Here is a 22,466-nt window from a genome sequence, read left to right on the forward strand (position 1 = left end):
CCCGCCGCTGCCCCTGCTGCTTCTTTCTGGTCTTAAATACTCAATGCCGCCACCGCTCCTCACCCGGAACCGCCAATTGGCTCTGGACCTGCCCCCGCCGCGTTGGCGATAAGGCGGCATGACCCGGTTGCCCATCGACGACGCCCTGCCCGACCTCATCACCGCTCTGCAGGCGCGCGGGCGCGCGGTTCTGCAGGCCCCGCCCGGCGCGGGCAAGACCACCCGGGTGCCGCTGGCCCTGCTCTCGGCTGGCCTGACCAATGGCCGCATCGTGATGCTGGAACCGCGTCGCCTGGCCGCCCGCGCCGCCGCCGAGCGGATGGCCGAGACGCTGGGCGAACCGGTGGGCCAGACCGTGGGTTATCGCATCCGGGGCGAGGCGAAACGGTCGAACGCCACCCGCATCGAAGTGGTGACCGAAGGCATCCTGACGCGCATGTTGCAGGCCGAGCCCGATCTGCCCGGCATCGGCGCGGTGATCTTCGACGAGTTTCACGAACGCTCGCTCAATGCCGATCTGGGGCTGGCGCTGTGTCTCGAAGTGGCCGAGGCGCTGCGTGACGACCTGATCCTGCTGGCGATGTCGGCGACGCTCGACGCCGAGCCGGTGGCGGCGCTGATGGATGCGCCGATGGTCACGTCTCAGGGGCGCGCCTATCCGGTCGAGACCCGCTGGCTCGACCGGCCGCTGGGGCCGCGTGCCCGCCGGGTCGAGGCGCTGGCCGACCTGGTTGCAAGGGCCGAGGCCGAAACCCGCGATCTGGGGGGCGGCCTGCTGGTCTTTCTGCCCGGCGAGGGGGAAATCCGCCGCGCTGAAACCTTGCTCTCGGCGCGCTTGCCCGACATCTGCACGCTGCGGCCCCTGTTCGGCGCCATGCCCTTTGCCGCGCAACGCGCCGCCATCCGGCCCGCAACCGAGGGGCGCAATGTGGTGCTGGCGACCTCGATCGCGGAAACATCGCTGACCATCCCCGATATCCGGGTGGTGGTCGATATGGGACAGGCGCGGCGGGCGCGGTTCGATCCCGGCTCGGGCATGACCCGGCTGGTCACCGAACGGGTCACCCGGGCCGAGGCGACCCAGCGCGCAGGCCGCGCGGGGCGCGTCGCCACGGGCATCTGCTATCGCCTCTGGACCCGCGGAGAAGAGGGCGCGCTTGCCGCCTTTCCACCCGCCGAGATCGAAGCGGCGGACCTGACCGGGCTGGCACTGGAACTGGCGCTTTGGGGGGCCGAGCCCGAGGTACTTGGCTTCGTCACCCAACCGCCCGAAGGAGCGTTGACCGAGGCACGGGCGCTGCTGGCTTTCCTCGGCGCGCTCGATGCGCAGGGGAGGATCACCGATCACGGGCGGGCATTGGCTACGCTTCCCCTGCATCCAAGGCTGGGACACATGCTGGCGATCGCCGGGCGTGACGCAGCCCCGCTGGCGGCGCTGATGGCCGAACGCGATCCGTTGCGCGGCGCGCCCGCCGATCTGGACCTTCGGATCGCGGCCCTGCGCGATCCGTCCCGGTTCCGTCGCGAGCGTCCTTACGAGGTCAATATGGGCGTGCTCGACCGGATCAGGGCCGAGGCGCGGCGGCTGGAAAAACAGGCAAAGGCACCCGCAGGGGGCAGAAGCCCTGCCGCGATGGCCGCACTCGCCTACCCCGACCGGATCGGCCAGCGCCGCAAGGGAGAGGCACCCCGTTTCGTCCTGTCGGGCGGCAAGGGCGCCGCATTGGACCCCGGTGAGGGGCTGGCCAGCGCCCCCTATCTGGTGGCCATCGACACCGATGGCGACCCGCGCGAGGCCCGCATCCGGATGGCGGCGCGGATCGGCGAGGCCGAGTTGCGTGATCTATTTGCCAACCAGATCACTCGGATCGACATCTGCGAATGGTCCCGCCGTGAACGCCGAGTGATTGCGCGGCAACAAGAGAGGCTGGGCGCGATTAGCCTGAGCGACCGGGTCTGGAAGGATGTGCCCGAGGATGCGGTCGCGCGGGCCATGCTTGACGGAGTGCGCGATCTGGGTCTGCGCCTCGACGGAGCCGCTGCGCGGCTGGCTCGGCGGGTCGAACTGCTGCGGGCCGAAGGCGCCGATCTTCCGGATTTCTCCGAGGCCGGACTGACCGACACGGTCGAGGACTGGCTGTTGCCGATGCTGTCAGGGGTACGAAGCGCCGAGGACTGGAAACGCTTCGACCTGCTGCCCGCGCTCAAAGCGCGCCTCGACTGGAGCCAGAGTCAGGAACTGGATACCCGCGCGCCTGGCGCCTTTGTCACCCCCCTGGGACGCAGGGTGCCCATCGATTACGAGCACGAAGTCCCGGAGATCTCGGTGCGCCTGCAAGAAATGTTCGGCGTCGCGCAGCATCCGATGGTGGCGGGCGTACCGCTCAAGATCACACTGCTCTCGCCCGCCCAGCGCCCGATCCAGATCACCCGCGACCTGCCGGGCTTCTGGGACGGCTCCTATGCTGATGTGCGCAAGGACATGCGGGCGCAATACCCCAAGCACCCGTGGCCCGAAGACCCGCGCGCGGCCGATCCGACGCTGAGGGCCAAGCCGCGCAAAGGGTGAGGCTTGGCAGAGATTTTTCGTCGAAAAATCTCGGACCTGCGCCTCACGCTTTGCGGATCATGTCGGCGGCCTTTTCGGCGATCATGATGACGGGCGAGGCGGTGTTGCCGCTGACGAGCTTTGGCATGATCGAGGCGTCGATCACGCGCAGACCCGCGAGCCCGTGCACACGCAGGTCGGGGGCAACCACCGCCATCGGGTCGTTGCCCATCTTGCAGGTGCCCACCGGGTGAAAGATCGTGGTGGCGATGTTACCGGCCTCGCGCAGAAGGTCGGCATCGCTGGCGATCTGTGGGCCGGGCAGGAACTCCTCTGGAGCGTAGCGCGCGAGCGCCTTGGCCGTCATGATCCGGCGAGCCTGTTTGACGGCGGCGACCGCGACCTGCTGATCGCGCGGGGCGCTGAGGTAGTTCAGCCGGATATGCGGCTGAGGGCCGGGTTCGGCGCTGGTGATGTGGCAATCGCCCACGCTTTCTGGTCGCAGGTTGCACACCGAAACCGTGATCGCCGGGAAGGCATGCAGCGGGTCACCCAGCCGGTCGGTGGAAAGCGGTTGCACGTGATACTCCAGGTCCGGCGTCTCCAGCGCGGGGTCGGATTTGGTGAACATGCCGAACTGGCTGGGCGCCATGCTGAGCGGGCCTGACCGGGTCAGCGCGTATTTCAGCGCGATGCCGATGCGGCCGGTCAGCGAATTGGCCGTCTCGTTCAGGGTCGGCGTGTTCGAGACCTTGAACACGGTGCGGATCTGCAAGTGATCCTGCAGGTTCTCGCCCACGCCCGGCAGGTCGTGCAGCGGGGCGATGCCCAGCGCCGAAAGGCGGTCTGGCTGGCCGATCCCGGAAAGCTCCATCAGCTTGGGCGAGTTGATGGCGCCAGCGGCCAGCAGCACCTCGGCCTGCGCCGTGACCCTGTGCTCTGCCCCCTTGTGACGGAACACAACCCCGGTGACGCGCTTGCCGTCGAGGATCAGCCGCTGCGTCTCGGCCCGGGTCAGGACGCGCAGGTTGGGGCGGTTCATTGCCGGGCGCAGAAAGGCCTTGGTGGTGTTCCAGCGCACGCCGTTTCTCTGATTGACCTCGAAGAAACCCGAGCCCTCGTTGGTGCCGCTGTTGAAATCCTCGGTCGGCTCGTATCCGAACTCGCGCGCGCCCTCCTGAAAGGCGCGCAGGATCTCCCAACTCAGGCGCTGGGTGGTGACCTTCCACTCGCCCCCGGCGCCATGCAGGTCGCTCTCGCCCTTGTGGTGATCCTCGGAGCGGCGGAAATAGGGCAGCACGTCATCCCAGCCCCAGCCGGTATTTCCCATCTGCCGCCAGCCGTCATAGTCGGCGGCCTGCCCGCGCATGTAGATCATGCCGTTGATAGAGGTGCAGCCGCCGAGCACCTTGCCGCGCGGATAGACCAGGCTTCGGCCATTAAGGCCGGGCTCGGCGGCGGTCTTCATCATCCAGTCAACGCGCGGATTGCCGATGCAATAAAGGTAACCCACCGGGATATGGACCCAATGGTAATGGCCCTTTCCGCCCGCTTCGAGCAACAGCACCCGTATCTTTGGGTCGGTGCTGAGCCGGTTGGCCAGCACGCATCCGGCGGTGCCTCCACCCACGATGATATAGTCGTAATCGCCTGTCAGGTTTTCGCTCATGTCTCTCCCCTGCCCGCCAGCTTGCCGATTGGCGGCAGCGATGCAATCAAGATATGCAATCGGCCCGAGTTCGCGTGGAGAGAGATCTTCCAGGCCGGCTCCGCACGAGAGCAGTTTCATCCTGCGGGCGCCCGAATACATGGCCCGGATATGCCAAAATCTCGGGCTTTGGGCACTGAAACTCCATGTTTTCAAAGTTCTTTGTTGATTTTTCGCAGAAAACACACAAATATCGGCCAGATTTCCACAAGCGCCGAAAACTCGCAGAACAGGCGCCGAGGGTGAGCAGATGAAGTCACGAGTCCACACCGCCTGGACCGAGTTGGTCCGTCCCATGTTTCTCCGTCCGAAACGGACGCAAGTCGCGGCATTGTGCCTGCGCCCCACCATTGGCGGGCCCGAGGTCTTGCTGATCACCAGTCTGGATACCGGACGCTGGATCGTGCCCAAGGGCTGGCCTATCGAAGGGCTCAGCGGTCCCGAAACCGCGCTTCAGGAAGCCTGGGAAGAGGCGGGCGTGCGTCGTGCCCGGGTCGAGGACGAACCGATCGGGACCTTCGGTTATGGCAAGCGCCGCAAGAACGGCACCGTAGAACCGGTTGAAACCTATGTCTATCGGATGCTGGTAGACGAGCTCTCGGATATCTATCCCGAGGCCGGGCGCCGGCAACTGCGCTGGGTCGCGCCGTCAGAGGCCGCCAACATGGTGCAGGAACCGCAATTGCAGGACCTGCTGCGGCAATTGTAACAGCGTTACGACAAATTTATGATGCACCTGTTGCGCCAAGGGGCTGCGCGGTCTAAGCCGCGCGCGACCCGCATGGAGCCGAACAGGATATCATGAGCGACCGCAAGACCAAGCCCCAGTGGGGTCGGCTGGATGCCGACCTGAACCGGATCAGCCGGATCGAGACCGCGACCGCTTATGCCGCGCGCCCGCTGGTGGGGACCGGCATCGCGCTGGCCTTTATCGTACTGGCGGCTCTGGCCGCGATGGTTGCACTGGGTGGAACGCCGGGCGGGATCGTTGTGGTCGCCGCTGCGGCCTTCGGCGCCTATATGGCGATCAATATCGGCGCCAATGACGTGGCCAACAACATGGGCCCGGCGGTGGGCGCCAATGCCCTGTCCATGGGTGCGGCGATTGCCATCGCGGCGGTGGCGGAAAGCGCCGGCGCCCTGCTTGCGGGCGGCGATGTGGTCTCGACCATCTCCAAGGGGATCATCGACCCGCAATCCGTCGCCGATACCCAGGTCTTCATCTGGGCGATGATGGCGGCGCTGATCTCGTCAGCGCTGTGGGTCAACCTGGCCACCTGGGTGGGGGCTCCGGTCTCGACCACACATTCGGTCGTGGGTGGCGTGATGGGCGCGGGCATCGCCGCCGCGGGCCTGTCGGCGGTGGACTGGTCGACCATGAGCGCCATCGTGGCCAGCTGGGTGATCTCTCCGGTTCTGGGCGGGGTGATCGCGGCGCTGTTTCTGGCCCTGATCAAGCACCGCATCCAGTATCAGCCCGACAAGATTGCCGCTGCGCGCCGCTGGGTGCCGATCCTTGTGGCGGTGATGGCGGGCACATTTGCCACCTATCTGTCGGTCAAGGGCATCAAGAAGATCGTCAAGATCGATTTGCAGACCGCCCTGATGATCGGGCTGGCAACCGCCCTGCTGGTCTGGGCGGTGACGATCCCCTGGATCAAGCGCAAGTCGGAAGGCATGGAAAACCGCACCAAGTCCATCAAGGCGCTGTTCGGCCTGCCGCTGGTGTTGTCGGCGGGGCTGTTGAGCTTTGCCCATGGCGCCAATGACGTGGCCAATGCGGTGGGTCCGCTGGCGGCCATCGTGCATGTCAGCCAGGCGGGCAGTTTTGCCGCCAAGGTGGCCATTCCCTTCTGGGTCATGGTGATCGGTGCCTTTGGCATCTCGTTCGGCCTGTTCCTGTTCGGGCCCAAGCTGATCCGCATGGTGGGAAGCCAGATCACCAAGCTGAACCCGATGCGGGCCTACTGCGTGGCTCTGTCGGCGGCGATCACGGTGATCGTGGCCAGTTGGCTGGGCCTGCCGGTCAGTTCGACCCATATCGCCGTTGGCGGGGTGTTCGGCGTCGGATTCTACCGCGAATGGCATTCCGAGCGCCGGTTGCGTCAGAACCGCAACAACCGGCCCCCGGCCAAGCGCCTGCCACTGGAAGAGCGGCGCCGGCGCAAGCTGGTGCGGCGGTCGCATTTCATGACCATCGTGGCGGCCTGGGTGATCACGGTCCCGGCGGCAGCGCTGATGTCGGGCGTGATCTTTGCGATCCTGAACAGCTTTGTCTGACCCTCTGCGTACGCGGTGAGGACAGGATTGCGAGGCTCTGCCTCGCGCTCCGAGGTATTTTTCAACAGAAGAACAGGCGGGCGCGTCAGTCCGGCGGGGCGATCTGGGCGACGCTCAGACGGGGTGCGGTCGTGCCGCTGGCCGTCGCGGAGTCTATCAGGGCGGCGACGCGGGAACAGATCGGGGTGGCAACGCCATGTGCGCCCCCCAGCCGGATGATCTCTCCCTGAAGACTGGCAATTTCGGTCGCGCGACCGGCATCCAGATCATAGGCCATCGAGCTGCGGGCGCTGGGGTCGACCGTCAGCATGCGGGCGGCGATGCGAGCAAACAGAGCGTCGGGCAATCGCAGGATATGCGGAGAGACCCAAGCCGGCAGCGGCGTGGTCGCCGCAACCGGAATGCCCGCGGCGCGCAAAACGCCCAGCGCCTCGGCCATCTGATCGGCCATCAACCGGCGCCAGCCGCGATCCGAGAGTTGTTCGACCAGGGTTAGCCCGGACAGCGCATTAAGCGCGTTGTTGAGGTTGATCACCAGCTTGCCCCATTGCACCGCCTCGATCCGCAGACTCTCGCTGACCGGCAGGCCGGGTACCGAGAGTGCCGCGCCAAGCCCGCCCGGCCCCGCCGCGATCACGATATCGCCGGAGGAGGCCCGGTGCCATGTGGCCTCGTCCATCGGCACCACATTGAAGGGGACCATGCCGGCGCGGATGTCGCGCCCGGGCAGACGGGTGCGCAGCAGGCGGGCGTTTTCCAATCCGTTCTGCCAGGACAGGACCGGGGCGGATACCGGGGCATGGGTGGCGATGGCGCTGGCCATGTCGGCGGTGGCCGAGGTCTTGACCGATACGATCACCAAGTCTGCCCCGGACAGGCAGCCGGGATCAATGGTCAGGATCAGGCGCTCGGATGCAACGGTCAGCATCAGGCCCGAGAAATCCGTAACCGTCAGCCCGCGCCGTTCTATCCCGTCAAGGAGGGGAGCACGGCCAAGCAGCGTGACCTCGTGCCCCCCGGCGGCCAGCAGACCGCCGCAGAAACAGCCGATACTGCCTGCCCCCGCTATCACGATGCGCATCACGTCTCTCTCCCTGTCCCCGCCATATTGCGAGGGCGGCGGCGATGACGCAACGGCTCAGGCGGCAGGCCAGCCCAGGATCAGATTGTCGGAGGGCCAGAGCGGGCCCTTGTCCTTACGTTCAGCCAGTATCGCGCCGCCTTGCGCGTGGTAGAAGGTCAGCGCCGCCGCATTTTCCCGCACCACGGCGAGGATCAGACGCGGCGCTCCCGACTGGGTCGCTTGCGCCCGGGCGATCCCCAGCAGGCGCGCGCCCAACCCGCTGCGCCGGGCAGAGGCGGCGACATAAAGATGGTCGATCTCGGCGCACTCCTCGAACCCCGCGACTCCGCTTGGAGACAGGGCTGTCAGGCCCACCGTTTCATTCCCGCGCAGGGCGATCACGGCACCCCCCTTTTTGGCCAGCCGGTCACGCCAATAGGCGGTGCGGCGGGCCTTGTTCAGCGCCAGCCGCACTTCGGGTGGGGCGATGCGGGCATAGGTTTCCTGCCAGACCTGGAAATGGAGGGAGGCCAGCGCCTCGGCATCCTGCGGCCCGGCCCGGCGCAGGGTGATACCGCCCTCGCAAACGCTGTGCCCGGCGGCGATCCAGGCGGCCTCGGCCCGGGCCGCCTGCCCGGCGCGCACCAGCAGGTAGTCGCGGTCATGGGTCGAGGTGACAAAGACCCCCAGACCGGACCGCGACACCGGTTCCACCGCCGCCAGCACCACGCCGGGCTGGTCGAGCGCGGCCAGGGTCTCGACCCGGATCGCCTGCCAACCGCGCGCGGTAGTCTCTCCCTCGGGCACCCGGTCCGACAGGCAAAGGATCGAGGTCTCGTCGGGCGCCTGGGTGACGCTGACCAGGCCAGGGCCGGTATGCCAGCGGGGGAGCGGTGCACCGGCGGGGCGGCGGGTGATGGCATATTCGCCCTCTAGCCTTGTCAGCAGCAGGTCCGGCGGGCTCACAGACCCAGCCCTTCGTCCAGGCCAAGCATGATGTTGAGGTTCTGCACCGCGGCGCCCGAGGCCCCCTTGCCCAGATTGTCAAGCAGCGCGATCAGCACGGCCCCACCGGTGTCGGGATTGCCATGCACCGACAACTCCATCCGGTTGCTGCCATTCAGGCGGCGCGGGTCGATGCGGGGGCCATAGTGCTCGGGCGAGACCACCGAGACAAAGCGGCTGCCCGTATAGTGATCGGCCAGCGCCGCCTTGATCGCGGCGCCCTGCCCCGGTTCGAGAAAGGGCAGCGGTATCTGCACGATCATCCCCTGTTCATAGGGGCCGACCGAGGGCACGAAGACCGGCCGCCGGGAGAGGCCCGCATGCGCGATGATCTCGGGCAGGTGCTTGTGCTTCTGGTCGGTGGCATAGACGAAGGGACCATCGGTCTGGCCGCTCTCGAACTCTGCGATCATCGCCTTGCCGCCACCGGAATAGCCGCTAATGGCATTGATGCTGAGTGCCGCATCGGCGGCGATCAGCCCGCGCTGGACCAGCGGATACAAAAGCGCGATGGCGCCCGTGGAGTAACAGCCGGGGTTCGAGACAAACTGACCGCTGGCGATCCGGGCGCGCAGTGCATCGTCCAGTTCAGGAAAGCCGAAAGCCCAGTCAGGGTGCACCCGATGCGCGGTGCTGGCGTCGATCACCCGGGTGCCGGTGCCCGCAAGCGCCGCCACGATCTCGACCGCCGCCGCGTCGGGCAGGCAGAGGATGCCGACATCGGCCTCACCAAAGGCGGCGAGCCGCGCGTGGATATTCTTGCGGTCGGCTTCGCCCAGCGTGATCAGCCGGATATCGTCGCGCCCCTCCAGCCGGGCGCGGATTTGCAGGCCGGTGGTGCCGACCTCGCCATCGATGAAAACCTTGTATGTCATGGTCGTGTTTCCCTGTGTCCAAGGCGGAAAGCGGGCATGCCGGCACCGTCCCGCCAGGGCGGGGTCCGGTCTGCCTTTCCGGTGGTGTATCCGTTCAATGCCCGGCCGGCAGGCCGATCAGGCGCCCAGGCACCAGCGCATGATCGCCTTCTGCGCATGCAGCCGGTTTTCCGCCTCGTCAAAGATGACCGAGTTCGGGCCATCCATCACCTCGGAGGTGGCTTCCTCCTCGCGGTGGGCGGGCAGGCAATGCATGAACAGCGCGTCGGGCTTGGCGTGGCGCATCAGCTCGGCGTTGACCTGATAGGGCCGCAACAGGTTGTGGCGGCGTTCCTTGGCCGATTGCGCGTCATGCATCGACACCCAGGTGTCGGCGACCACCAGATCGGCGCCTTCGACCGCCTTGAACGCGTCGCGTTCGATCACGATCTTCGAGCCCTTCTGGCGGGCAAAGCCCATATACTCCTCTTCCGGGTCGAACTGGGCCGGACCGGTAAAGGTGAGGTCGAAGCCGAATTGCCCGGCGGCATGCAGGAAGGACGAGCAGACATTGTTGCCGTCACCGGTCCAGACCACCTTCTTGCCGGCGATCGGGCCGCGATGCTCCTCAAAGGTCAGCACATCGGCCATGATCTGACAGGGATGGCTGCGGTCGGTCAGCCCGTTGATCACCGGCACGTCGGCATATTCGGCCATCTCGGTCAGCACGGTTTCGTCGAAGGTCCGGATCATGATCATGTCGACATAACGCGACAGCACGCGGGCGGTGTCGGCAATGGTCTCGCCATGACCCAGCTGCATGTCATTGCCCGAGAGCACCATGGTCTGCCCGCCCATCTGGCGCACACCCACGTCAAAGGAGACGCGGGTCCGGGTCGAGGGCTTTTCGAAGATCAGGGCGACCATCCGGTCCTTGAGGGGCTGTTCGTCATCCGGCGCCGCCTTGGGCCGGCCCAGGCGGGCCCGTTTCATCGCGCCGGCCTGGTCGATCATGGACCGCAGGTCGGCGGCCTCGGTCTTGTGGATATCGAGAAAGTGATTCATGTCTTTAGGCTTTCTTCTGGCCGGGGGTGGGGGCGCTGCCCCCGTCGCCTGACGGCGACTCCCCCGGAGTATTTTTGGCGAAATGAAGGTCAGGTGGCTTCGACCTGGCGGGCGGTGGCATCCAGGCGAGTGAAGGCCTCGGCGATGTCGTCCTCGGTCAGGGTGAGCGGTGGCAGCAGGCGGATCACATTGTCGGCGGCGGGGACGGTGATGACCAGGTTGTCATAGCCCGCCTTGACCACGTCGAGATTGGAGGCCTTGCATTTGAGCCCCAGCATCAGGCCGGACCCGCGCACCTCTTCGAACACCTCCGGGTGGGCGGCGACCAGCCCTTCGAGCCGCTGGCGCAGCAATGCGGCCTTGCGGTTGACCTCGGCCAGAAAGGCCGGATCGGCCACGTGATCCATCACCGCGCAGCCCACGGCGCAGCCCAGCGGATTGCCACCATAGGTGGAGCCATGGGTGCCTGCGGTCATACCGCTTGCGGCCTCTTCGGTGGCCAGCACCGCGCCCAGAGGGAAGCCGCCGCCGATGCCCTTGGCCACCATCATGATATCGGGCGTGATACCGGCCCATTCATGGGCAAAGAGCCGCCCCGTCCGGCCCACGCCGCACTGTACCTCGTCGAGGATCAGCAAGAGACCATGATCGTCGCAGATCTGGCGCAGCGCCTTCAACTCGGCATCGGGAACCGGACGAATACCACCCTCGCCCTGCACCGGCTCGATCAGGATCGCGGCGGTTTTTTCCGTGATCGCGTTGGCGACCCCGTCCAGATCGCCAAATGTCAGATGCACGAAGCCGGGCAGAAGCGGGCCGAAGCCCTTGACCATCTTTTCCGACCCCGCAGCGGCGATGCCGGCGGACGAACGGCCATGAAACGAGCCGTCGAAGGTAATGATCTCGACCCGCTCGGGCTGGCCCTTGTCGTAAAAGTACTTGCGCGCCATCTTGACCGCCAGTTCGCAGGCCTCGGTGCCCGAATTGGTGAAGAACACCGTATCGGCAAAGGTATGCTCCACCAGCTTGTCGGCCAGCGCCTGCTGTTGCGGGATCTGGTAGAGGTTCGATACGTGCCACAGGTTCTGCGCCTGATCGGTCAATGCCTTGACCAGCGCGGGATGGGCATGGCCCAGCGCATTCACCGCGATGCCCGAGCCAAGATCGAGGAAGCGTCGGCCATCCGCCTCGGTCAGCCAGGCGCCTTCGCCCTTCACGAAGTGAAGCGGCGCGCGGTTATAGGTCGGCAGGACGGACGGAATCATGGGATCATCCTTGTCTGAGGGTTGTCCCCGATGCAGGGCATAGCGGGGCGTTCAGGTCAATGTCTGGAAAGCAGGGTGCGCGTAGCAAAACTGGCACGCAGGGATCAAACGACCGCTCAGGCGGTTGCGCGTCGGCGTCGGAGAGACGGGATATGAGCGTGTTTGATCATGTCGCGTTCCATAACGGAGGATTCGCGCAAAGAAAACCCCTTTTGGAGGGGGAAATGCAACAAAATGGAAGTCAGGCCGCTCGCCAGCGGTCCAGCCGCTTCATTCCGCGGGTAAAGGCCCAGGCGAGGATGCGTGGCATGCCCTTGGCGACCAGCGCCTCGACACAATGGGCCTGAAACTCCTCATAGGTCGCGTCCGGGTGCCGGAAGGCACCGTTTTCATAGCAGAGCGAACACCATTTGGTGCTGCGCGCGCCGTCCGCCTCGCTGCCGCCGCCCGCCGGATCCTTGCTCAGCGGCATGCCGCAGCTTTGACAGGTCTGTCCCATGATCCGTGCCCTTGAATCGCTTCCTCGACCGTCATAGGATCAAAACCATGGAGTTGAGTCAACGGTTTTCAGGGAACAAAACATGCGGATCGGAGAACTGGCGCGTCGTAGCGGGCTGAGCCGCGACACGCTGCGGTTTTACGAAAGACAGGGGCTGATCGAATCCCAGCCGGGGGCTGAGGCGACCAACAGCTATCGCGACTATCCCGAAGAGGCGCTGATCACCCTGAACCAGATCGCCGATGCACAGGCGGCGGGGATGAGCATTGCCGATCTGGCAATGCTCATGGGCCAGTTGCAGGCCGCCGATCCCGACGGGTTCGATGGCGAGGCCTTTCTGGACGCCCGCATTGCCGAGGTCGCGGCGCGCATCGCGCGCGCCGAACGGTTCCTGGAGAGCCTGCGCCAGGCGCGCGCGGCGTTGGCGGCACCGCCGGTTCTACGTTGAACGAAGCGTTGCCTCTTGCCATTCGCGCGGGACTCGGTCACCGCTGGCGCATGTTCGAGGCGAAACCGCAAAACCCCGCGCTGGCCGCAACGCTGATCTTTGCCGCCACCGCGTTTATCGCGGGCGCCACGCTTTTGGCCAAGGCGCTGGGCACCGGCGCGCTGGGGCCGGCGCTGCCCGCGTTTCAGGTCAGCCACGGGCGATTTCTATTTGCCTTCGCCGTGATCCTGTCGATCGTGGCCACGACCCGGCCCCGGTTGGGGCGCCCCCATTGGGGGCTGCACCTGGGCCGCACAAGCTTTGGCTGGGCGGGTGTGACCCTGATGTTCGCGGCTGTCGCCCATATCCCCATGGCTGACGCGACGGCGATCGCTTTCCTGAATCCGGTCTTCGCCATGTTGCTGGCGATCCCGCTGCTGGGCGAGCGGGTCGGTCCTTGGCGCTGGGGTGCGGCGGTCGTTGCCCTTCTGGGCGCGCTCATACTGCTGCGGCCAGCGACTGGCAGCTTCCAGCCCGCCGCCCTGTTGGCACTGGGCGCCGCGGTAGTGATGGGCATGGAGCTTATCTTCATCAAGAAGCTTTCGGGCCGCGAGCGTCCGATCCAGATCCTGCTTGTCAACAACGCGATGGGGCTGGTCATCGCCAGCGTCGCGGTCTCGCCGGTCTGGCAAACACCCTTGCCCGCGCAATGGGCGGCGCTGGCAGGGATCGGTCTGCTGATGGCCTGTGCGCAGATCTGTTTCGTCAACGGGATGGCCCGGGCCGATGCCTCGTTTGTCGCGCCTTTCAGCTATGCCACCCTTGTTTTTGCCACACTCTACGATCTGGCCGCATTTCAGGTCTGGCCCGACGCGGTGAGCCTTACCGGCGCTGCCATCATCCTCGCCGGAGCCCTGACCCTGGCCTGGCGCGAAGGTCGCGCTCGCAAGACCTGATCCGCCTTTCATTTCGCCAGAAATACTCCGGGGGAGGCGCCCTTCGGGTGCCGGGGCAGAGCCCCCTGGCGTCGTGACACCTTCGCGATAATCTGTCGAACTTGCCTCGAGGCGACGGATGCGTCGCAAATCGCCAAGACCCGCCCTGCTTTCCCACCGATCCTGAGCCTACGCACTCTCCGGATGGTCCGCTATGCATGAACGCCGAATTCCTGAATGGGTCCGCCATTCCCCCGCTCCTTCGGTACGGGATTTCGGCTTGCTCGCCGGGCTCGAGGCGGTGGTTCGCGGCATTCTGATCTCGGTCTTTCCGCTGATCATGTACCGGGCGCTGGGTGACGCCGAACGCGTGTCGATGGCCTATTTCCTGATCGGTTTCCTCTCGCTGGGCGCGGGACTGATGGTGCCCAGCCTGATCCGGTATGTCCCACGACGTTGGGCCTATTCAGGAGGGGCGCTGTTGTTCGTGGCCGGGGCGATGCTGGCGGTGCAGGGAACGCCCCTGACCACGATCGCCGCGTTGGCCTGCAACACCGTCGCCGCGGTGGTTTGCTTCATCTGTTTCAACGCCTATGTGCTCGATTACATCGAGCGGGTGGAGCTGGGCAGGTGCGAAACCAGCCGGATGTTCTACAGCGCGCTCGGCTGGACCGCCGGGCCGATGGCCGGGGTGTTGTTGATGGAGGTCTGGCCGCCAGCACCTTTCGTGATCAGCGGCGTCGCCGCGTTGGCGATGCTGGCGCTCTTCTGGGCGCTCAGGCTTGGCAATGGCAAGATGATCGCCCGCGCCCGCCGCCCGGCACGCAATCCGCTGGCCTTTCTGCCCCGCTTCTTTGCCCAGCCCCGGCTGGTCGCGGGCTATCTCTTTGCGATGATCCGATCCTGTGGCTGGTGGGTCTATGTGGTCTATCTGCCGATCTTCGCGATCGAGGCCGGGCTTGGAGACCAGCTGGGCGGCATCCTTCTGTCTATCACCAACGGTATGCTGTTCGCGGCACCGCTGATCCTGAGATGGGTGCAGGCGCGCTCATTGAAAAGCGCGGTGCGGATCGGCTTCGCCGGGGCCGGGTTCTGTTTTGCGACCGCGGGTCTGCTGTCGGGCTGGGCGCCGGTCGCCGCCGGATTGCTGATGCTGGGATCGTTCTGGCTGATCGTGCTCGATATCTGCGCTGGCCTGCCCTTCCTGATGGCGGTGAAACCGTCAGAACGCACCGAGATGTCTGCGATCTATTCCAGTTACCGCGACGTGTCGGGCATCCTGACACCGGGCGTGGCCTGGCTTGTGCTGCTGGCCGCGCCGGTGGCGGGCATCTTCGTTGCCGGCGGTGCGGGCCTGTTTGGCGCTTTCACCATCGCCGCCCGGATGCACCCGCGCCTGGGTCGCCCCCGGGTTCGCTTCGAACCCGGCTCGCTCGCCGATGCCTGAAGCGGGCGCCGTTTTCCGGCACGGAAAACGGGCCGGAATTCTTGCAGAATTCCGGCTGCCTCATGCCTTCAGCCGATACCCCCGATCGAGCAGGACCCAGGCCAGCAGACAGACCGCCAACGTGGCCCCGAGACAAACCGCCAGGCCCAACGCGGGCGAACTATCCGAGACACCGATCATCGCAAACCGCAGCCCGTCGATCAGGTAGAAGACCGGATTGGCGTGGGTCAGCCCCCCCAGAAGCGGCGGCAAGGCCTCGACCGAATAGAAAGTGCCTGACAGAAACGCCAAGGGCGTCACGATGAAATTGGTGATCGCGGCCATCTGGTCGAACTTGTTGGCATAGATCCCCGCCACCAGCCCGAGCGCGCCCATGAACCCGGCCCCCAGTACCACGAATCCCAGCGCCAGCAGCGGGTGCACCGGCACGATCCCCAGCACCAGCACCAGCGCCACCCCGATCGCAAGCGCCACCAGCAACCCACGCACCACAGCGCCCGCCAGATAACCCAGGAGCAACTCCAGCGCCGACAGCGGCGGCATCAGCGTATCCACGATATTGCCCTGCACCTTGGAGATCACCACCGAGGAGGAGGTATTCGCAAACGCGTTCTGGATCACCGTCATCATCAGGATCCCCGGCGCCAGAAAGGTCAGGAACGGCACCCCCATCACCGCGCCTCGGCCAGCGCCCACTGCCAGCGAGAAGATCATCATGAACAGACCCGCCGTCACCAGCGGCGCCAGCAGGGTCTGGGTCCAGACCACCAGAAACCGCATCACCTCGCGCGCGGCAAGCGTATAAAGCCCCAGCCAGTTCACCTGTCCGAACCGCCGCACACCCAGTTCCATCGCCTTCTCTCCCACTTGCCGCCGCCCTGGCCTTTTCCCGATTCGAAATGCCTTGTAACCCGGCCCGCAGTGACTAGAATAGGGCGCTGAGACAATTTCCGAAGGCGGCCGCAGCTCTGGGGCCGCTTTCCCGCTTTTGAGAGGCAAACCATGTCCTGGACCGACGAGCGCGTCGAACTGCTCAAGAAAATGTGGGGCGAGGGCCAGTCGGCCAGCCAGATCGCCAAGGAACTGGGCGGCGTCACCCGCAACGCGGTCATCGGCAAGGTGCACCGTCTAGGCCTGTCCAACCGCAGCTCGGGCGCAGCGCCGGCTTCGACCAAGGCCGAGACCAAGGAAAAGCCCGCCGCCGCCGCCCCGCGGGCCGAGGCCAAGCCCAAGCCTGCACCGCGTCCCGAGCCAGCTCGCGCCACTCCGGCCCCCGCGCCGCAGCCGGTCGAGGCCAAGCCGATTCCCGCGCGCAAGCAGATCATTCCGGCCGGCCAGCCGCTGCCGCCGCAACCCTCGGCCAACGAGATCAGCCCCGAGGCGCTGGCCAAGGTCAACGAGGTCGAGAAGAAGGCCAAGAAACTGAGCCTGATGGAACTGACCGAGCGGACATGCAAATGGCCTGTGGGCGACCCCGCAACCGAGGATTTCTGGTTCTGCGGCCTGCCCGTGCAGCAGGGCAAACCCTATTGCGAGGCCCATGTGGGCGTGGCCTTCCAGCCGATGAGTTCGCGCCGCGACCGTCGCCGCTGACACAGGCCCGCGCAGAAAATGTCCGGGACAGATGTCCCGGACCGTTACTCAATACCCAATAACAGAGTCGCCCAGGTCAGTTCTTTACCGGTGCCGCCGAGGTGAAATCCGGGATGACATTGGTCGAGGCCGCCTTGGTCTCGATCCCCGGCCAATTGCCCTGGGCCTTGTTGATGTTGCCGGGAATGTCCTCTTCCCAGAAGCCCACCACATTCCTTGTAATGTTCAGATAGAGCTTGTCATCGACGATCCGCCACAAGTTCGGGTTGCCCGGAACCTTGCCGCCCTTGGACACACCATAGGCGCAATGGCCGTCATATTGCGGTGCGTAATAGGAGGGATTGGCGAGGAACCTGTCGCGATTGTCGGCGCTGGCAAAGGCCCAGGTCGAACCGTTCCACTCGGCGGTGATGTCGGCCCGGCCCTTGATCGCCTCGGGCTGGGTCTGCCCCACCGGCACCTGGGCAAGGCCGCGATAGGCGACGACATCATACCCCGAGACCGCGTAACCGGTGCCATCCAAATATTGCGGCCCGGCCAGCACGGGTGCGGCAAGCGCGGTCATCGCGGCGGTGGCAAGGGCAAGAACGATACGTTTCATGAACAGGATCCTCCGTTTTGTGTTGACCGGAGATTATCCTTGTGCCCCGTCCTTGGCAGCGGGCCTCGCGCGGCTGTGACCCAAGATCGGCAATTTGTGAGCGGTACCGGACTATTGTTTCAGTTGCATTCCCCGCCCGGACATTGGACTTTGCCCTTCCGGCCCCTAGCTCTCCCAGAACGGGTGCCGCCGCCCGTTGATGTAACATTCGAGACGAAAGCCATGACCGAACAGACATCCTACACCCCGCCCCGCGTCTGGACCTGGGACAAGGAAAACGGCGGCCAGTTCGCCAATATCAACCGTCCCATTGCGGGTGCCACCCATGACAAGGACCTGCCGGTGGGCAAGCACCCGTTCCAGCTCTATTCGCTGGGCACGCCCAATGGGGTCAAGGTGACGGTAATGTTCGAGGAACTGCTGGCCGCAGGCCACGCAGACGCCGAATACGATGCCTGGCTGATCAATATCAGTCAGGGTGATCAGTTCGGATCGGGCTTTGTCGATGTGAACCCCAACTCCAAGATCCCTGCCCTGCTCGACCGCTCCGGCCCGGAACCGGTCCGGGTGTTCGAAAGCGCCTCGATCCTGTTCCATCTCGCCGAGAAATTCGGCGCCTTCCTGCCCGCATCGGGCCCGGCCCGGACCGAGGTGATGAACTGGCTGTTCTGGCAGATGGGCAGCGCGCCCTATCTGGGCGGCGGGTTTGGCCATTTCTACGCCTATGCGCCCGAGAAGTTCGAATACCCGATCAACCGCTTCGCGATGGAGGTCAAGCGCCAGCTGGACGTGCTGGACCGCGAACTGGCGCATCGCCCCTTTATCGCGGGTGACGATTATTCCATCGCCGATATGGCGATCTGGCCGTGGTATGGGCAGCTGGTTCTGGGCCGGGCCTATGACGCCGCCGAATTCCTGGATGCCGAAAGCTATACCCATGCGATGCGCTGGGCGCGCGAGCTGGATGCCCGCCCCGGCGTCAGCCGTGGTCGTATGGTCAACCGTGTCTCGGGCGAGCTGAAATTCCAGCTGCGCGAACGCCATGACGCCAGCGATTTCGAAACCCGCACCCAGGACAAGCTGGAGCCGAGCGGCGGATAAGCCCGAGGCACATCATGTCGAAGCGGGGCCATTTCGGCCCCGTGCTCTTTGCGTTTGAATTGAACCTATTTCAAACGGGGCGGCGCATCCGGGTCCATGCCCGGCGCCGCAGGACCGCGCGGCGGCTCGGGCGGCTCGGGCAGATCGAAGCGCAGCCCCACCCGCGACAGGGTGGCGGCCATCGGGTCGGCAGCAGAGAAAAAGCCCACATCCATCGCCCCGGCCTCGATCCCCGAAAAGGTCAGCGCCTCGGACGCAGCCTTGGCCAGCGCGGGTTCGGCCCCCTCACGCGCATCGACAAAACCCAGAAGATGCCCGCGCCCGCCATCCTGATAGACGACACCGGCCAGATAGGCCCCCTGCGCCAGACCGGCAGCGGTGACCAGCTTGGCATCGAGCGCCGAGAGCAGCGCCTCGGGCAGGCCGCCCGGCGCGGTCACCTCGGTGATCCGCGCCTCGACCTGGTCGGGACCGTGGCCCAGTGTCTCGCTCAGCCAGCCCAGCGCCTCGGCCGGGATCAGCATGGCCGAGGGCGCCACATCGAGGTTCAAACCCAACCCGACCCCCTGCCCCGCCAGCATCGCCGCCAGCACCCGGCCCGACAGCGCCGCATAGGGGGCGGGACGGCCGGTAAAAGCGGCCAGCCGCTCCTCGCGGTCAAAGACCAGCACGAAGCGGCCATCGGCCAGATCGAAGAGTTCGGGCGACAGGTTCTCGCCGCGGGCCTCTTCGGTCAGAAGCAGGAACAGTTCGGCATCGCCCAGCCGTTCAAAGAAACGCAGCCGCGCGGCATCATCGTCTGCGTCGGCCTCCATCGCGGCATGGGCGCGGTCAAGCGGGGTTTGCGCTCCGGTCTGGCTCATTCAGCACCTCTCTGACCCGCGCGCGCAGAACCGGCAGCAACTCGGCCTCGAACCACGGGTTTTTCCTGAGCCATCCCGTATTGCGCCAGGACGGATGAGGCAAGGCAAAGACGCGCGGCGCATGGTCCCGCCAGGCGGCAACAGTCTCGGTCACCGGGCTGCGCACGCCCAGGTGATACTTGTGCGCATGGCCGCCCACCAGCACGGTCAGCGGCATCTCTCCCAATTCGGCCATCACCCGACTGTGCCAGGTCTTTCCACAAACCGGCGGCGGCGGCAGGTCCGCGCCCTGACTGTTGTAACCCGGGAAACAAAACGCCATCGGCACCACGGCGACCCGCGACCGGTCATAGAAGGTCTCCTCGCCGATCCCCAGCCAGTCGCGCAACCGGTCGCCTGACGGGTCGGTGAAGGGTCGGCCCGAAGCATGCACCCGCGCCCCCGGCGCCTGCCCAGCGATCAGCAGGCGCGCGCCGGGCCGGAACCAGACCACCGGACGCGGTTCATGCTCGGTATGCGTTGCCGCAAAGCGGTCGGCACACAGGAGGCAGGCTCTGATCCGCTCGATCAGGGGCCGGTCGGCGGGGTCGGTCATCGGCGTGGCTCCGGTCATGTCGCCGCCCCAGGATAACCCGACTCCATGGCCTGGGCAGCCCTGCATGATGTCAACCTGTCGTGATCGGGAACCGCATGGCACACGCATCCGCGAGGCGATTGAGATTTTGTTTCACATTTGGACATAATGTAGCCAAATTCCCCCTGTAGGCCGGTAGACAACTTCCGCCCGGACGGGGGATTAACAGGTGTGGCCTGACCGCCATGCAAAACATCTCATATTGGGCCGCAGCAGACAGCAGATGCTAGAGTTCGAAAACGTCAGCAAGTCCTTCTGGACAGGAACACAGCGCAAGGTGATCCTGGACCGTGTCTCGTTCCGGGTGGAACTGGGCAAGTCGATGGGCATCCTGGCTCCCAACGGAACTGGCAAATCGACGTTGATCAACATGATGGCGGGTCTGGAAAAACCCGATGAAGGCGTGATCCGTCGAGGTTGCAACATCTCGTTTCCGCTGGGTTTCATGGGCGGCGTCGTAGGTCGCCTCTCGGCGATGGAGAATTCGCGATATATCGCCAGGCTTTACGGGATGGACCCCGACTATATCGAGGCCTATTGCCGGTGGCTCTGTGGTCTTGACGAGTATTTCGACCAACCTTTGGGCACCTATTCTTCGGGCATGCGGGCGCGGTTCTCGTTTGCCTTGATGCTGGCGTTGGATTTCGACATGTATCTGATCGACGAGGGCATGCCCGCCTCGACGGATGTCGAGTTCAACAAGAAGGCGGGCGCCATCCTGGAAGAGCGCCTACGCACAACAACGATCGTCATGGTGTCGCACCAACCCGCGACGCTGGAAAAATTCGCCCGGCAGGCGGCTGTTCTGATGGATGGCCAGTTGCACGTATTCGACTCCTTGGAAGAAGCGAAACAGCTCTATGACTACCAAACCCAAGGCTAAGAAATTCCGTATCCGCCGGACCGGCGCCCCCTTGGGTGGCGAAGGGGCGTCTGCAGCCCCCGCCCGGCCACAGCCAGCGGCCAATGTCTCGCCCCTGCGTCCGCAACCCGACCCGACACACTCGAAAACGCCACAGCCCGGCAACACGCCGGTACGTCCGCAACGCCCCGCACAGGGCGCAGCGCCCACAACCTCCAAGGCGTTGGAAGGGCAGGTTTCTTCAGCTACCGAAACCACCGCAGAGAGCGAGATCGACGCCATCAAACGCGAGGGCCTGACTGGACGGCAGCTGCGCATGGCCCGGCGGCTGGCCCAGAAACACAACCTGCCCGTCACCTCGGACTACGAGGCGGTGCGCCAATTGCGTGCACGTGGGATCGACCCGCTGGAACGTGGCAACATGCTGGACCTTGTGGTGCAGCGCGGCAAGGACGTTCCTCCCCATCCTGACGCGGACAACGCTGAGCAGGAGGTCCCGAAGATTCAGCTTCCGCAAACGGTTCAGCCGCGCCAGATGCTGCCCTCGACAGAATTGAGCCCGACCCAGCGGCGGGAGATGGAGATCGGCCGTATCCAGCAGGACATCATGCGCCGACGCCGGCGCAAGATGTTGCAGCTGCTGACCCGGCTAGCCTTCTTCGTCTTTCTGCCGACACTGATTGCAGGCTACTACTTCTACGCGGTCGCCACACCTATGTATGCCAGCAAATCTGAATTCGTGATCCTTCAGGCAGACGGCTCGCTAGGCGGGGTCGGCGGCTTCTTTGCCGGAACGCAATTCGCCACCAGCCAGGATTCGATCTCGGTTCAGTCCTTTCTGGAGTCAAAAGAGGCGATGCTGCTTTTGGATCGCGACCAGAACTTCAAGGCGCATTTTCAGCAAGCAGAGATCGACCCGATCCAGCGACTCGCGCCCGATGCCTCCAACGAAGAGGCCTACAAGGTCTATTCCCGGATCGTGACCATCGGCTATGACCCGACCGAGGGCGTGATCCGGATGGAGGTCGCGGCCCCCGACCCACAGGTCGCCACCGATTTCTCGAAAAGCCTGTTGTCCTACGCGGAAAGCCGGGTGAACAACCTGTCCGGTCAGAAACGCGAAGACCAGATGCGCGAGGCTCGCAAGAGCTTCGAGGATGCGCAGAGCGAGCGACGTAAGGCGCAGGAGGCCCTTGTAGAATTGCAACAGCAAGGTGCGCTGCTTGACCCGGAAAGCGTGATTGCCAGCCTGCGCGGTCGTATCGACCAGGTCGAAGTGCAGTTGCAGGAGAAGGAGCTGCAATTGGCCGCCCTGCTCGACAACGCGCGCCCAAGCAAGGCCAAGGTGGATGGCGCCCGCGCCGATATCGCGCGCTTGAACGATGTATTGGACGATCTGAATGCCCGGATGCTGGACACGTCCAGTGGAGAAAACTCGCTGGCCCGTCTGAGCGTTCGCATCCAGATGGCCCAGGCCGATCTGGCCAGCCGAGACATGATGCTTCAGGGCGCCTTGCAACAGATGGAAACCACCCGGATGGAGGCCAACCGCCAGGTGCGCTATCTGACCGTTTCGGTCAACCCGGTGCCCAGCGACGAGCCGAGCTATCCGCGCAGCTTCGAAAATACGATTTTGGCATTCCTGCTGTTTGCTGGTATTTACCTGATGATCTCGCTCACCGCGTCGATCCTCAGAGAACAGGTATCCTCGTAAGC

General features: G+C 65.2%; 21 protein-coding genes. 10 read left to right on the forward strand and 11 right to left on the reverse strand.

All coding sequences use genetic code 11. From position 1 onward, the window contains the following. Positions 1 to 118 precede the first annotated feature (118 nt). On the forward strand, positions 119 to 2,569 hold the full coding sequence (hrpB, locus tag MB818_RS09250; RefSeq protein WP_238904881.1) for an ATP-dependent helicase HrpB: 2,451 nt from the start codon (positions 119 to 121) through the stop codon (positions 2,567 to 2,569). A 43-nt stretch (positions 2,570 to 2,612) separates the two neighbouring features. Here hrpB and MB818_RS09255 read toward each other — a convergent pair whose 3' ends face one another. Beyond that, the gene (locus MB818_RS09255) at positions 2,613 to 4,217 is read right to left on the reverse strand and encodes a GMC family oxidoreductase (protein ID WP_238904882.1); all 1,605 of its coding nucleotides are present in this window, start codon (positions 4,215 to 4,217) and stop codon (positions 2,613 to 2,615) included. Between the two features lie 289 nt (positions 4,218 to 4,506). Between MB818_RS09255 and MB818_RS09260 the strand changes: the two genes are divergently transcribed. Together MB818_RS09260 and MB818_RS09265 are read left to right on the forward strand one after the other, a co-directional pair. Next, on the forward strand, positions 4,507 to 4,965 hold the full coding sequence (locus MB818_RS09260; RefSeq protein WP_234139393.1) for an NUDIX hydrolase: 459 nt from the start codon (positions 4,507 to 4,509) through the stop codon (positions 4,963 to 4,965). Positions 4,966 to 5,057: 92 nt separating this feature from the next. Beyond that, entirely contained in the window at positions 5,058 to 6,536 is a 1,479-nt protein-coding gene (locus MB818_RS09265; RefSeq protein WP_234139392.1) for an inorganic phosphate transporter, read from the forward strand. Positions 6,537 to 6,621: 85 nt separating this feature from the next. On the opposite strand, the gene MB818_RS09270 is transcribed toward MB818_RS09265, so the two are convergent. From MB818_RS09270 to MB818_RS09295, 6 genes are all read right to left on the reverse strand, one after another. Next, complete coding sequence (locus MB818_RS09270) at positions 6,622 to 7,617, reverse strand: 2-dehydropantoate 2-reductase (RefSeq protein WP_234177487.1); 996 nt, start codon at positions 7,615 to 7,617, stop codon at positions 6,622 to 6,624. A gap of 57 nt (positions 7,618 to 7,674) precedes the next feature. Beyond that, positions 7,675 to 8,565: a GNAT family N-acetyltransferase gene (locus MB818_RS09275; protein WP_238904883.1), complete on the reverse strand. Its 891-nt coding sequence runs from the start codon at positions 8,563 to 8,565 to the stop codon at positions 7,675 to 7,677. After that, on the reverse strand, positions 8,562 to 9,479 hold the full coding sequence (gene argC, locus MB818_RS09280; RefSeq protein WP_238904884.1) for an N-acetyl-gamma-glutamyl-phosphate reductase: 918 nt from the start codon (positions 9,477 to 9,479) through the stop codon (positions 8,562 to 8,564). The genes MB818_RS09275 and argC overlap by 4 nt, the downstream gene beginning before the upstream one ends. A gap of 117 nt (positions 9,480 to 9,596) precedes the next feature. Then, positions 9,597 to 10,523, reverse strand: coding sequence for an ornithine carbamoyltransferase (argF, locus tag MB818_RS09285; RefSeq protein WP_238904885.1), 927 nt, complete (start codon positions 10,521 to 10,523; stop codon positions 9,597 to 9,599). Positions 10,524 to 10,612: 89 nt separating this feature from the next. Next, positions 10,613 to 11,788 (reverse strand): aspartate aminotransferase family protein, encoded by a 1,176-nt coding sequence (locus MB818_RS09290; protein WP_238904886.1) that lies wholly within the window; start codon positions 11,786 to 11,788, stop codon positions 10,613 to 10,615. A gap of 241 nt (positions 11,789 to 12,029) precedes the next feature. Then, entirely contained in the window at positions 12,030 to 12,287 is a 258-nt protein-coding gene (locus MB818_RS09295; RefSeq protein ID WP_164132943.1) for a zinc ribbon domain-containing protein, read from the reverse strand. Positions 12,288 to 12,369: 82 nt separating this feature from the next. Between MB818_RS09295 and MB818_RS09300 the strand changes: the two genes are divergently transcribed. The 3 genes from MB818_RS09300 (at position 12,370) to MB818_RS09310 (ending at position 15,096) form a co-directional block, all read left to right on the forward strand. Continuing rightward, positions 12,370 to 12,735, forward strand: a complete 366-nt coding sequence (locus MB818_RS09300) for a MerR family transcriptional regulator (protein ID WP_234139386.1) — start codon at positions 12,370 to 12,372, stop codon at positions 12,733 to 12,735. A 50-nt stretch (positions 12,736 to 12,785) separates the two neighbouring features. Beyond that, positions 12,786 to 13,670 carry a DMT family transporter gene (locus MB818_RS09305; RefSeq protein ID WP_238904888.1) on the forward strand — a complete coding sequence of 295 codons (885 nt, stop codon included), beginning with the start codon at positions 12,786 to 12,788 and terminating at the stop codon, positions 13,668 to 13,670. 193 nt (positions 13,671 to 13,863) lie between these two features. Beyond that, positions 13,864 to 15,096 (forward strand): MFS transporter, encoded by a 1,233-nt coding sequence (locus MB818_RS09310; protein ID WP_234143204.1) that lies wholly within the window; start codon positions 13,864 to 13,866, stop codon positions 15,094 to 15,096. Positions 15,097 to 15,156: 60 nt separating this feature from the next. Here the strand turns inward: MB818_RS09310 and MB818_RS09315 are convergent, their stop codons facing one another. Further along, positions 15,157 to 15,948, reverse strand: coding sequence for an ABC transporter permease (locus MB818_RS09315; RefSeq protein WP_234143203.1), 792 nt, complete (start codon positions 15,946 to 15,948; stop codon positions 15,157 to 15,159). 150 nt (positions 15,949 to 16,098) lie between these two features. Here MB818_RS09315 and MB818_RS09320 point away from each other — a divergent pair, with 150 nt between their 5' ends. Then, positions 16,099 to 16,689, forward strand: coding sequence for a GcrA family cell cycle regulator (locus MB818_RS09320; protein WP_234139382.1), 591 nt, complete (start codon positions 16,099 to 16,101; stop codon positions 16,687 to 16,689). A gap of 76 nt (positions 16,690 to 16,765) precedes the next feature. Here the strand turns inward: MB818_RS09320 and MB818_RS09325 are convergent, their stop codons facing one another. After that, entirely contained in the window at positions 16,766 to 17,290 is a 525-nt protein-coding gene (locus MB818_RS09325; protein WP_234177498.1) for a YHS domain-containing (seleno)protein, read from the reverse strand. Between the two features lie 222 nt (positions 17,291 to 17,512). Between MB818_RS09325 and yghU the strand changes: the two genes are divergently transcribed. Next, positions 17,513 to 18,391: a glutathione-dependent disulfide-bond oxidoreductase gene (gene yghU / locus MB818_RS09330; protein WP_238904890.1), complete on the forward strand. Its 879-nt coding sequence runs from the start codon at positions 17,513 to 17,515 to the stop codon at positions 18,389 to 18,391. A 65-nt stretch (positions 18,392 to 18,456) separates the two neighbouring features. Here yghU and MB818_RS09335 read toward each other — a convergent pair whose 3' ends face one another. Both MB818_RS09335 and MB818_RS09340 read right to left on the reverse strand, forming a co-directional pair. Then, a complete protein-coding gene (locus tag MB818_RS09335) occupies positions 18,457 to 19,254 on the reverse strand; it encodes an SseB family protein (protein WP_234163227.1) in 798 nt (265 codons plus the stop codon). Further along, on the reverse strand, positions 19,223 to 19,867 hold the full coding sequence (locus MB818_RS09340; protein ID WP_234163226.1) for a uracil-DNA glycosylase family protein: 645 nt from the start codon (positions 19,865 to 19,867) through the stop codon (positions 19,223 to 19,225). The genes MB818_RS09335 and MB818_RS09340 overlap by 32 nt, the downstream gene beginning before the upstream one ends. 244 nt (positions 19,868 to 20,111) lie before the next feature. Here MB818_RS09340 and MB818_RS09345 point away from each other — a divergent pair, with 244 nt between their 5' ends. Together MB818_RS09345 and MB818_RS09350 are read left to right on the forward strand one after the other, a co-directional pair. Beyond that, positions 20,112 to 20,771, forward strand: a complete 660-nt coding sequence (locus MB818_RS09345; protein WP_234139377.1) for an ABC transporter ATP-binding protein — start codon at positions 20,112 to 20,114, stop codon at positions 20,769 to 20,771. Continuing rightward, positions 20,749 to 22,464, forward strand: a complete 1,716-nt coding sequence (locus tag MB818_RS09350; RefSeq protein WP_234163225.1) for a KpsE/RkpR family capsule polysaccharide export protein — start codon at positions 20,749 to 20,751, stop codon at positions 22,462 to 22,464. Before MB818_RS09345 ends, MB818_RS09350 begins: the two co-directional genes overlap by 23 nt. Positions 22,465 to 22,466 lie beyond the last annotated feature (2 nt).

The sequence above is a fragment of the Ruegeria alba genome, from assembly GCF_022321465.1.
In the GTDB taxonomy this organism is placed as follows: Bacteria; Pseudomonadota; Alphaproteobacteria; order Rhodobacterales; family Rhodobacteraceae; genus Ruegeria_B; species Ruegeria_B alba.

Bases quoted from the DNA above. Each gene is read 5' to 3' on its own strand.
- hrpB (WP_238904881.1), top strand. From the start codon at position 119: ATGACCCGGTTGCCCATCGACGACGCCCTGCCCGACCTCATCACCGCT.
- MB818_RS09255 (WP_238904882.1), bottom strand. From the start codon at position 4,217: ATGAGCGAAAACCTGACAGGCGATTACGACTATATCATCGTGGGTGGA.
- MB818_RS09260 (WP_234139393.1), top strand. From the start codon at position 4,507: ATGAAGTCACGAGTCCACACCGCCTGGACCGAGTTGGTCCGTCCCATG.
- MB818_RS09265 (WP_234139392.1), top strand. From the start codon at position 5,058: ATGAGCGACCGCAAGACCAAGCCCCAGTGGGGTCGGCTGGATGCCGAC.
- MB818_RS09270 (WP_234177487.1), bottom strand. From the start codon at position 7,617: ATGCGCATCGTGATAGCGGGGGCAGGCAGTATCGGCTGTTTCTGCGGC.
- argC (WP_238904884.1), bottom strand. From the start codon at position 9,479: ATGACATACAAGGTTTTCATCGATGGCGAGGTCGGCACCACCGGCCTG.
- argF (WP_238904885.1), bottom strand. From the start codon at position 10,523: ATGAATCACTTTCTCGATATCCACAAGACCGAGGCCGCCGACCTGCGG.
- MB818_RS09290 (WP_238904886.1), bottom strand. From the start codon at position 11,788: ATGATTCCGTCCGTCCTGCCGACCTATAACCGCGCGCCGCTTCACTTC.
- MB818_RS09295 (WP_164132943.1), bottom strand. From the start codon at position 12,287: ATGGGACAGACCTGTCAAAGCTGCGGCATGCCGCTGAGCAAGGATCCG.
- MB818_RS09300 (WP_234139386.1), top strand. From the start codon at position 12,370: ATGCGGATCGGAGAACTGGCGCGTCGTAGCGGGCTGAGCCGCGACACG.
- MB818_RS09305 (WP_238904888.1), top strand. From the start codon at position 12,786: ATGTTCGAGGCGAAACCGCAAAACCCCGCGCTGGCCGCAACGCTGATC.
- MB818_RS09310 (WP_234143204.1), top strand. From the start codon at position 13,864: ATGCATGAACGCCGAATTCCTGAATGGGTCCGCCATTCCCCCGCTCCT.
- MB818_RS09315 (WP_234143203.1), bottom strand. From the start codon at position 15,948: ATGGAACTGGGTGTGCGGCGGTTCGGACAGGTGAACTGGCTGGGGCTT.
- MB818_RS09320 (WP_234139382.1), top strand. From the start codon at position 16,099: ATGTCCTGGACCGACGAGCGCGTCGAACTGCTCAAGAAAATGTGGGGC.
- MB818_RS09325 (WP_234177498.1), bottom strand. From the start codon at position 17,290: ATGAAACGTATCGTTCTTGCCCTTGCCACCGCCGCGATGACCGCGCTT.
- yghU (WP_238904890.1), top strand. From the start codon at position 17,513: ATGACCGAACAGACATCCTACACCCCGCCCCGCGTCTGGACCTGGGAC.
- MB818_RS09335 (WP_234163227.1), bottom strand. From the start codon at position 19,254: ATGAGCCAGACCGGAGCGCAAACCCCGCTTGACCGCGCCCATGCCGCG.
- MB818_RS09340 (WP_234163226.1), bottom strand. From the start codon at position 19,867: ATGACCGGAGCCACGCCGATGACCGACCCCGCCGACCGGCCCCTGATC.
- MB818_RS09345 (WP_234139377.1), top strand. From the start codon at position 20,112: ATGCTAGAGTTCGAAAACGTCAGCAAGTCCTTCTGGACAGGAACACAG.
- MB818_RS09350 (WP_234163225.1), top strand. From the start codon at position 20,749: ATGACTACCAAACCCAAGGCTAAGAAATTCCGTATCCGCCGGACCGGC.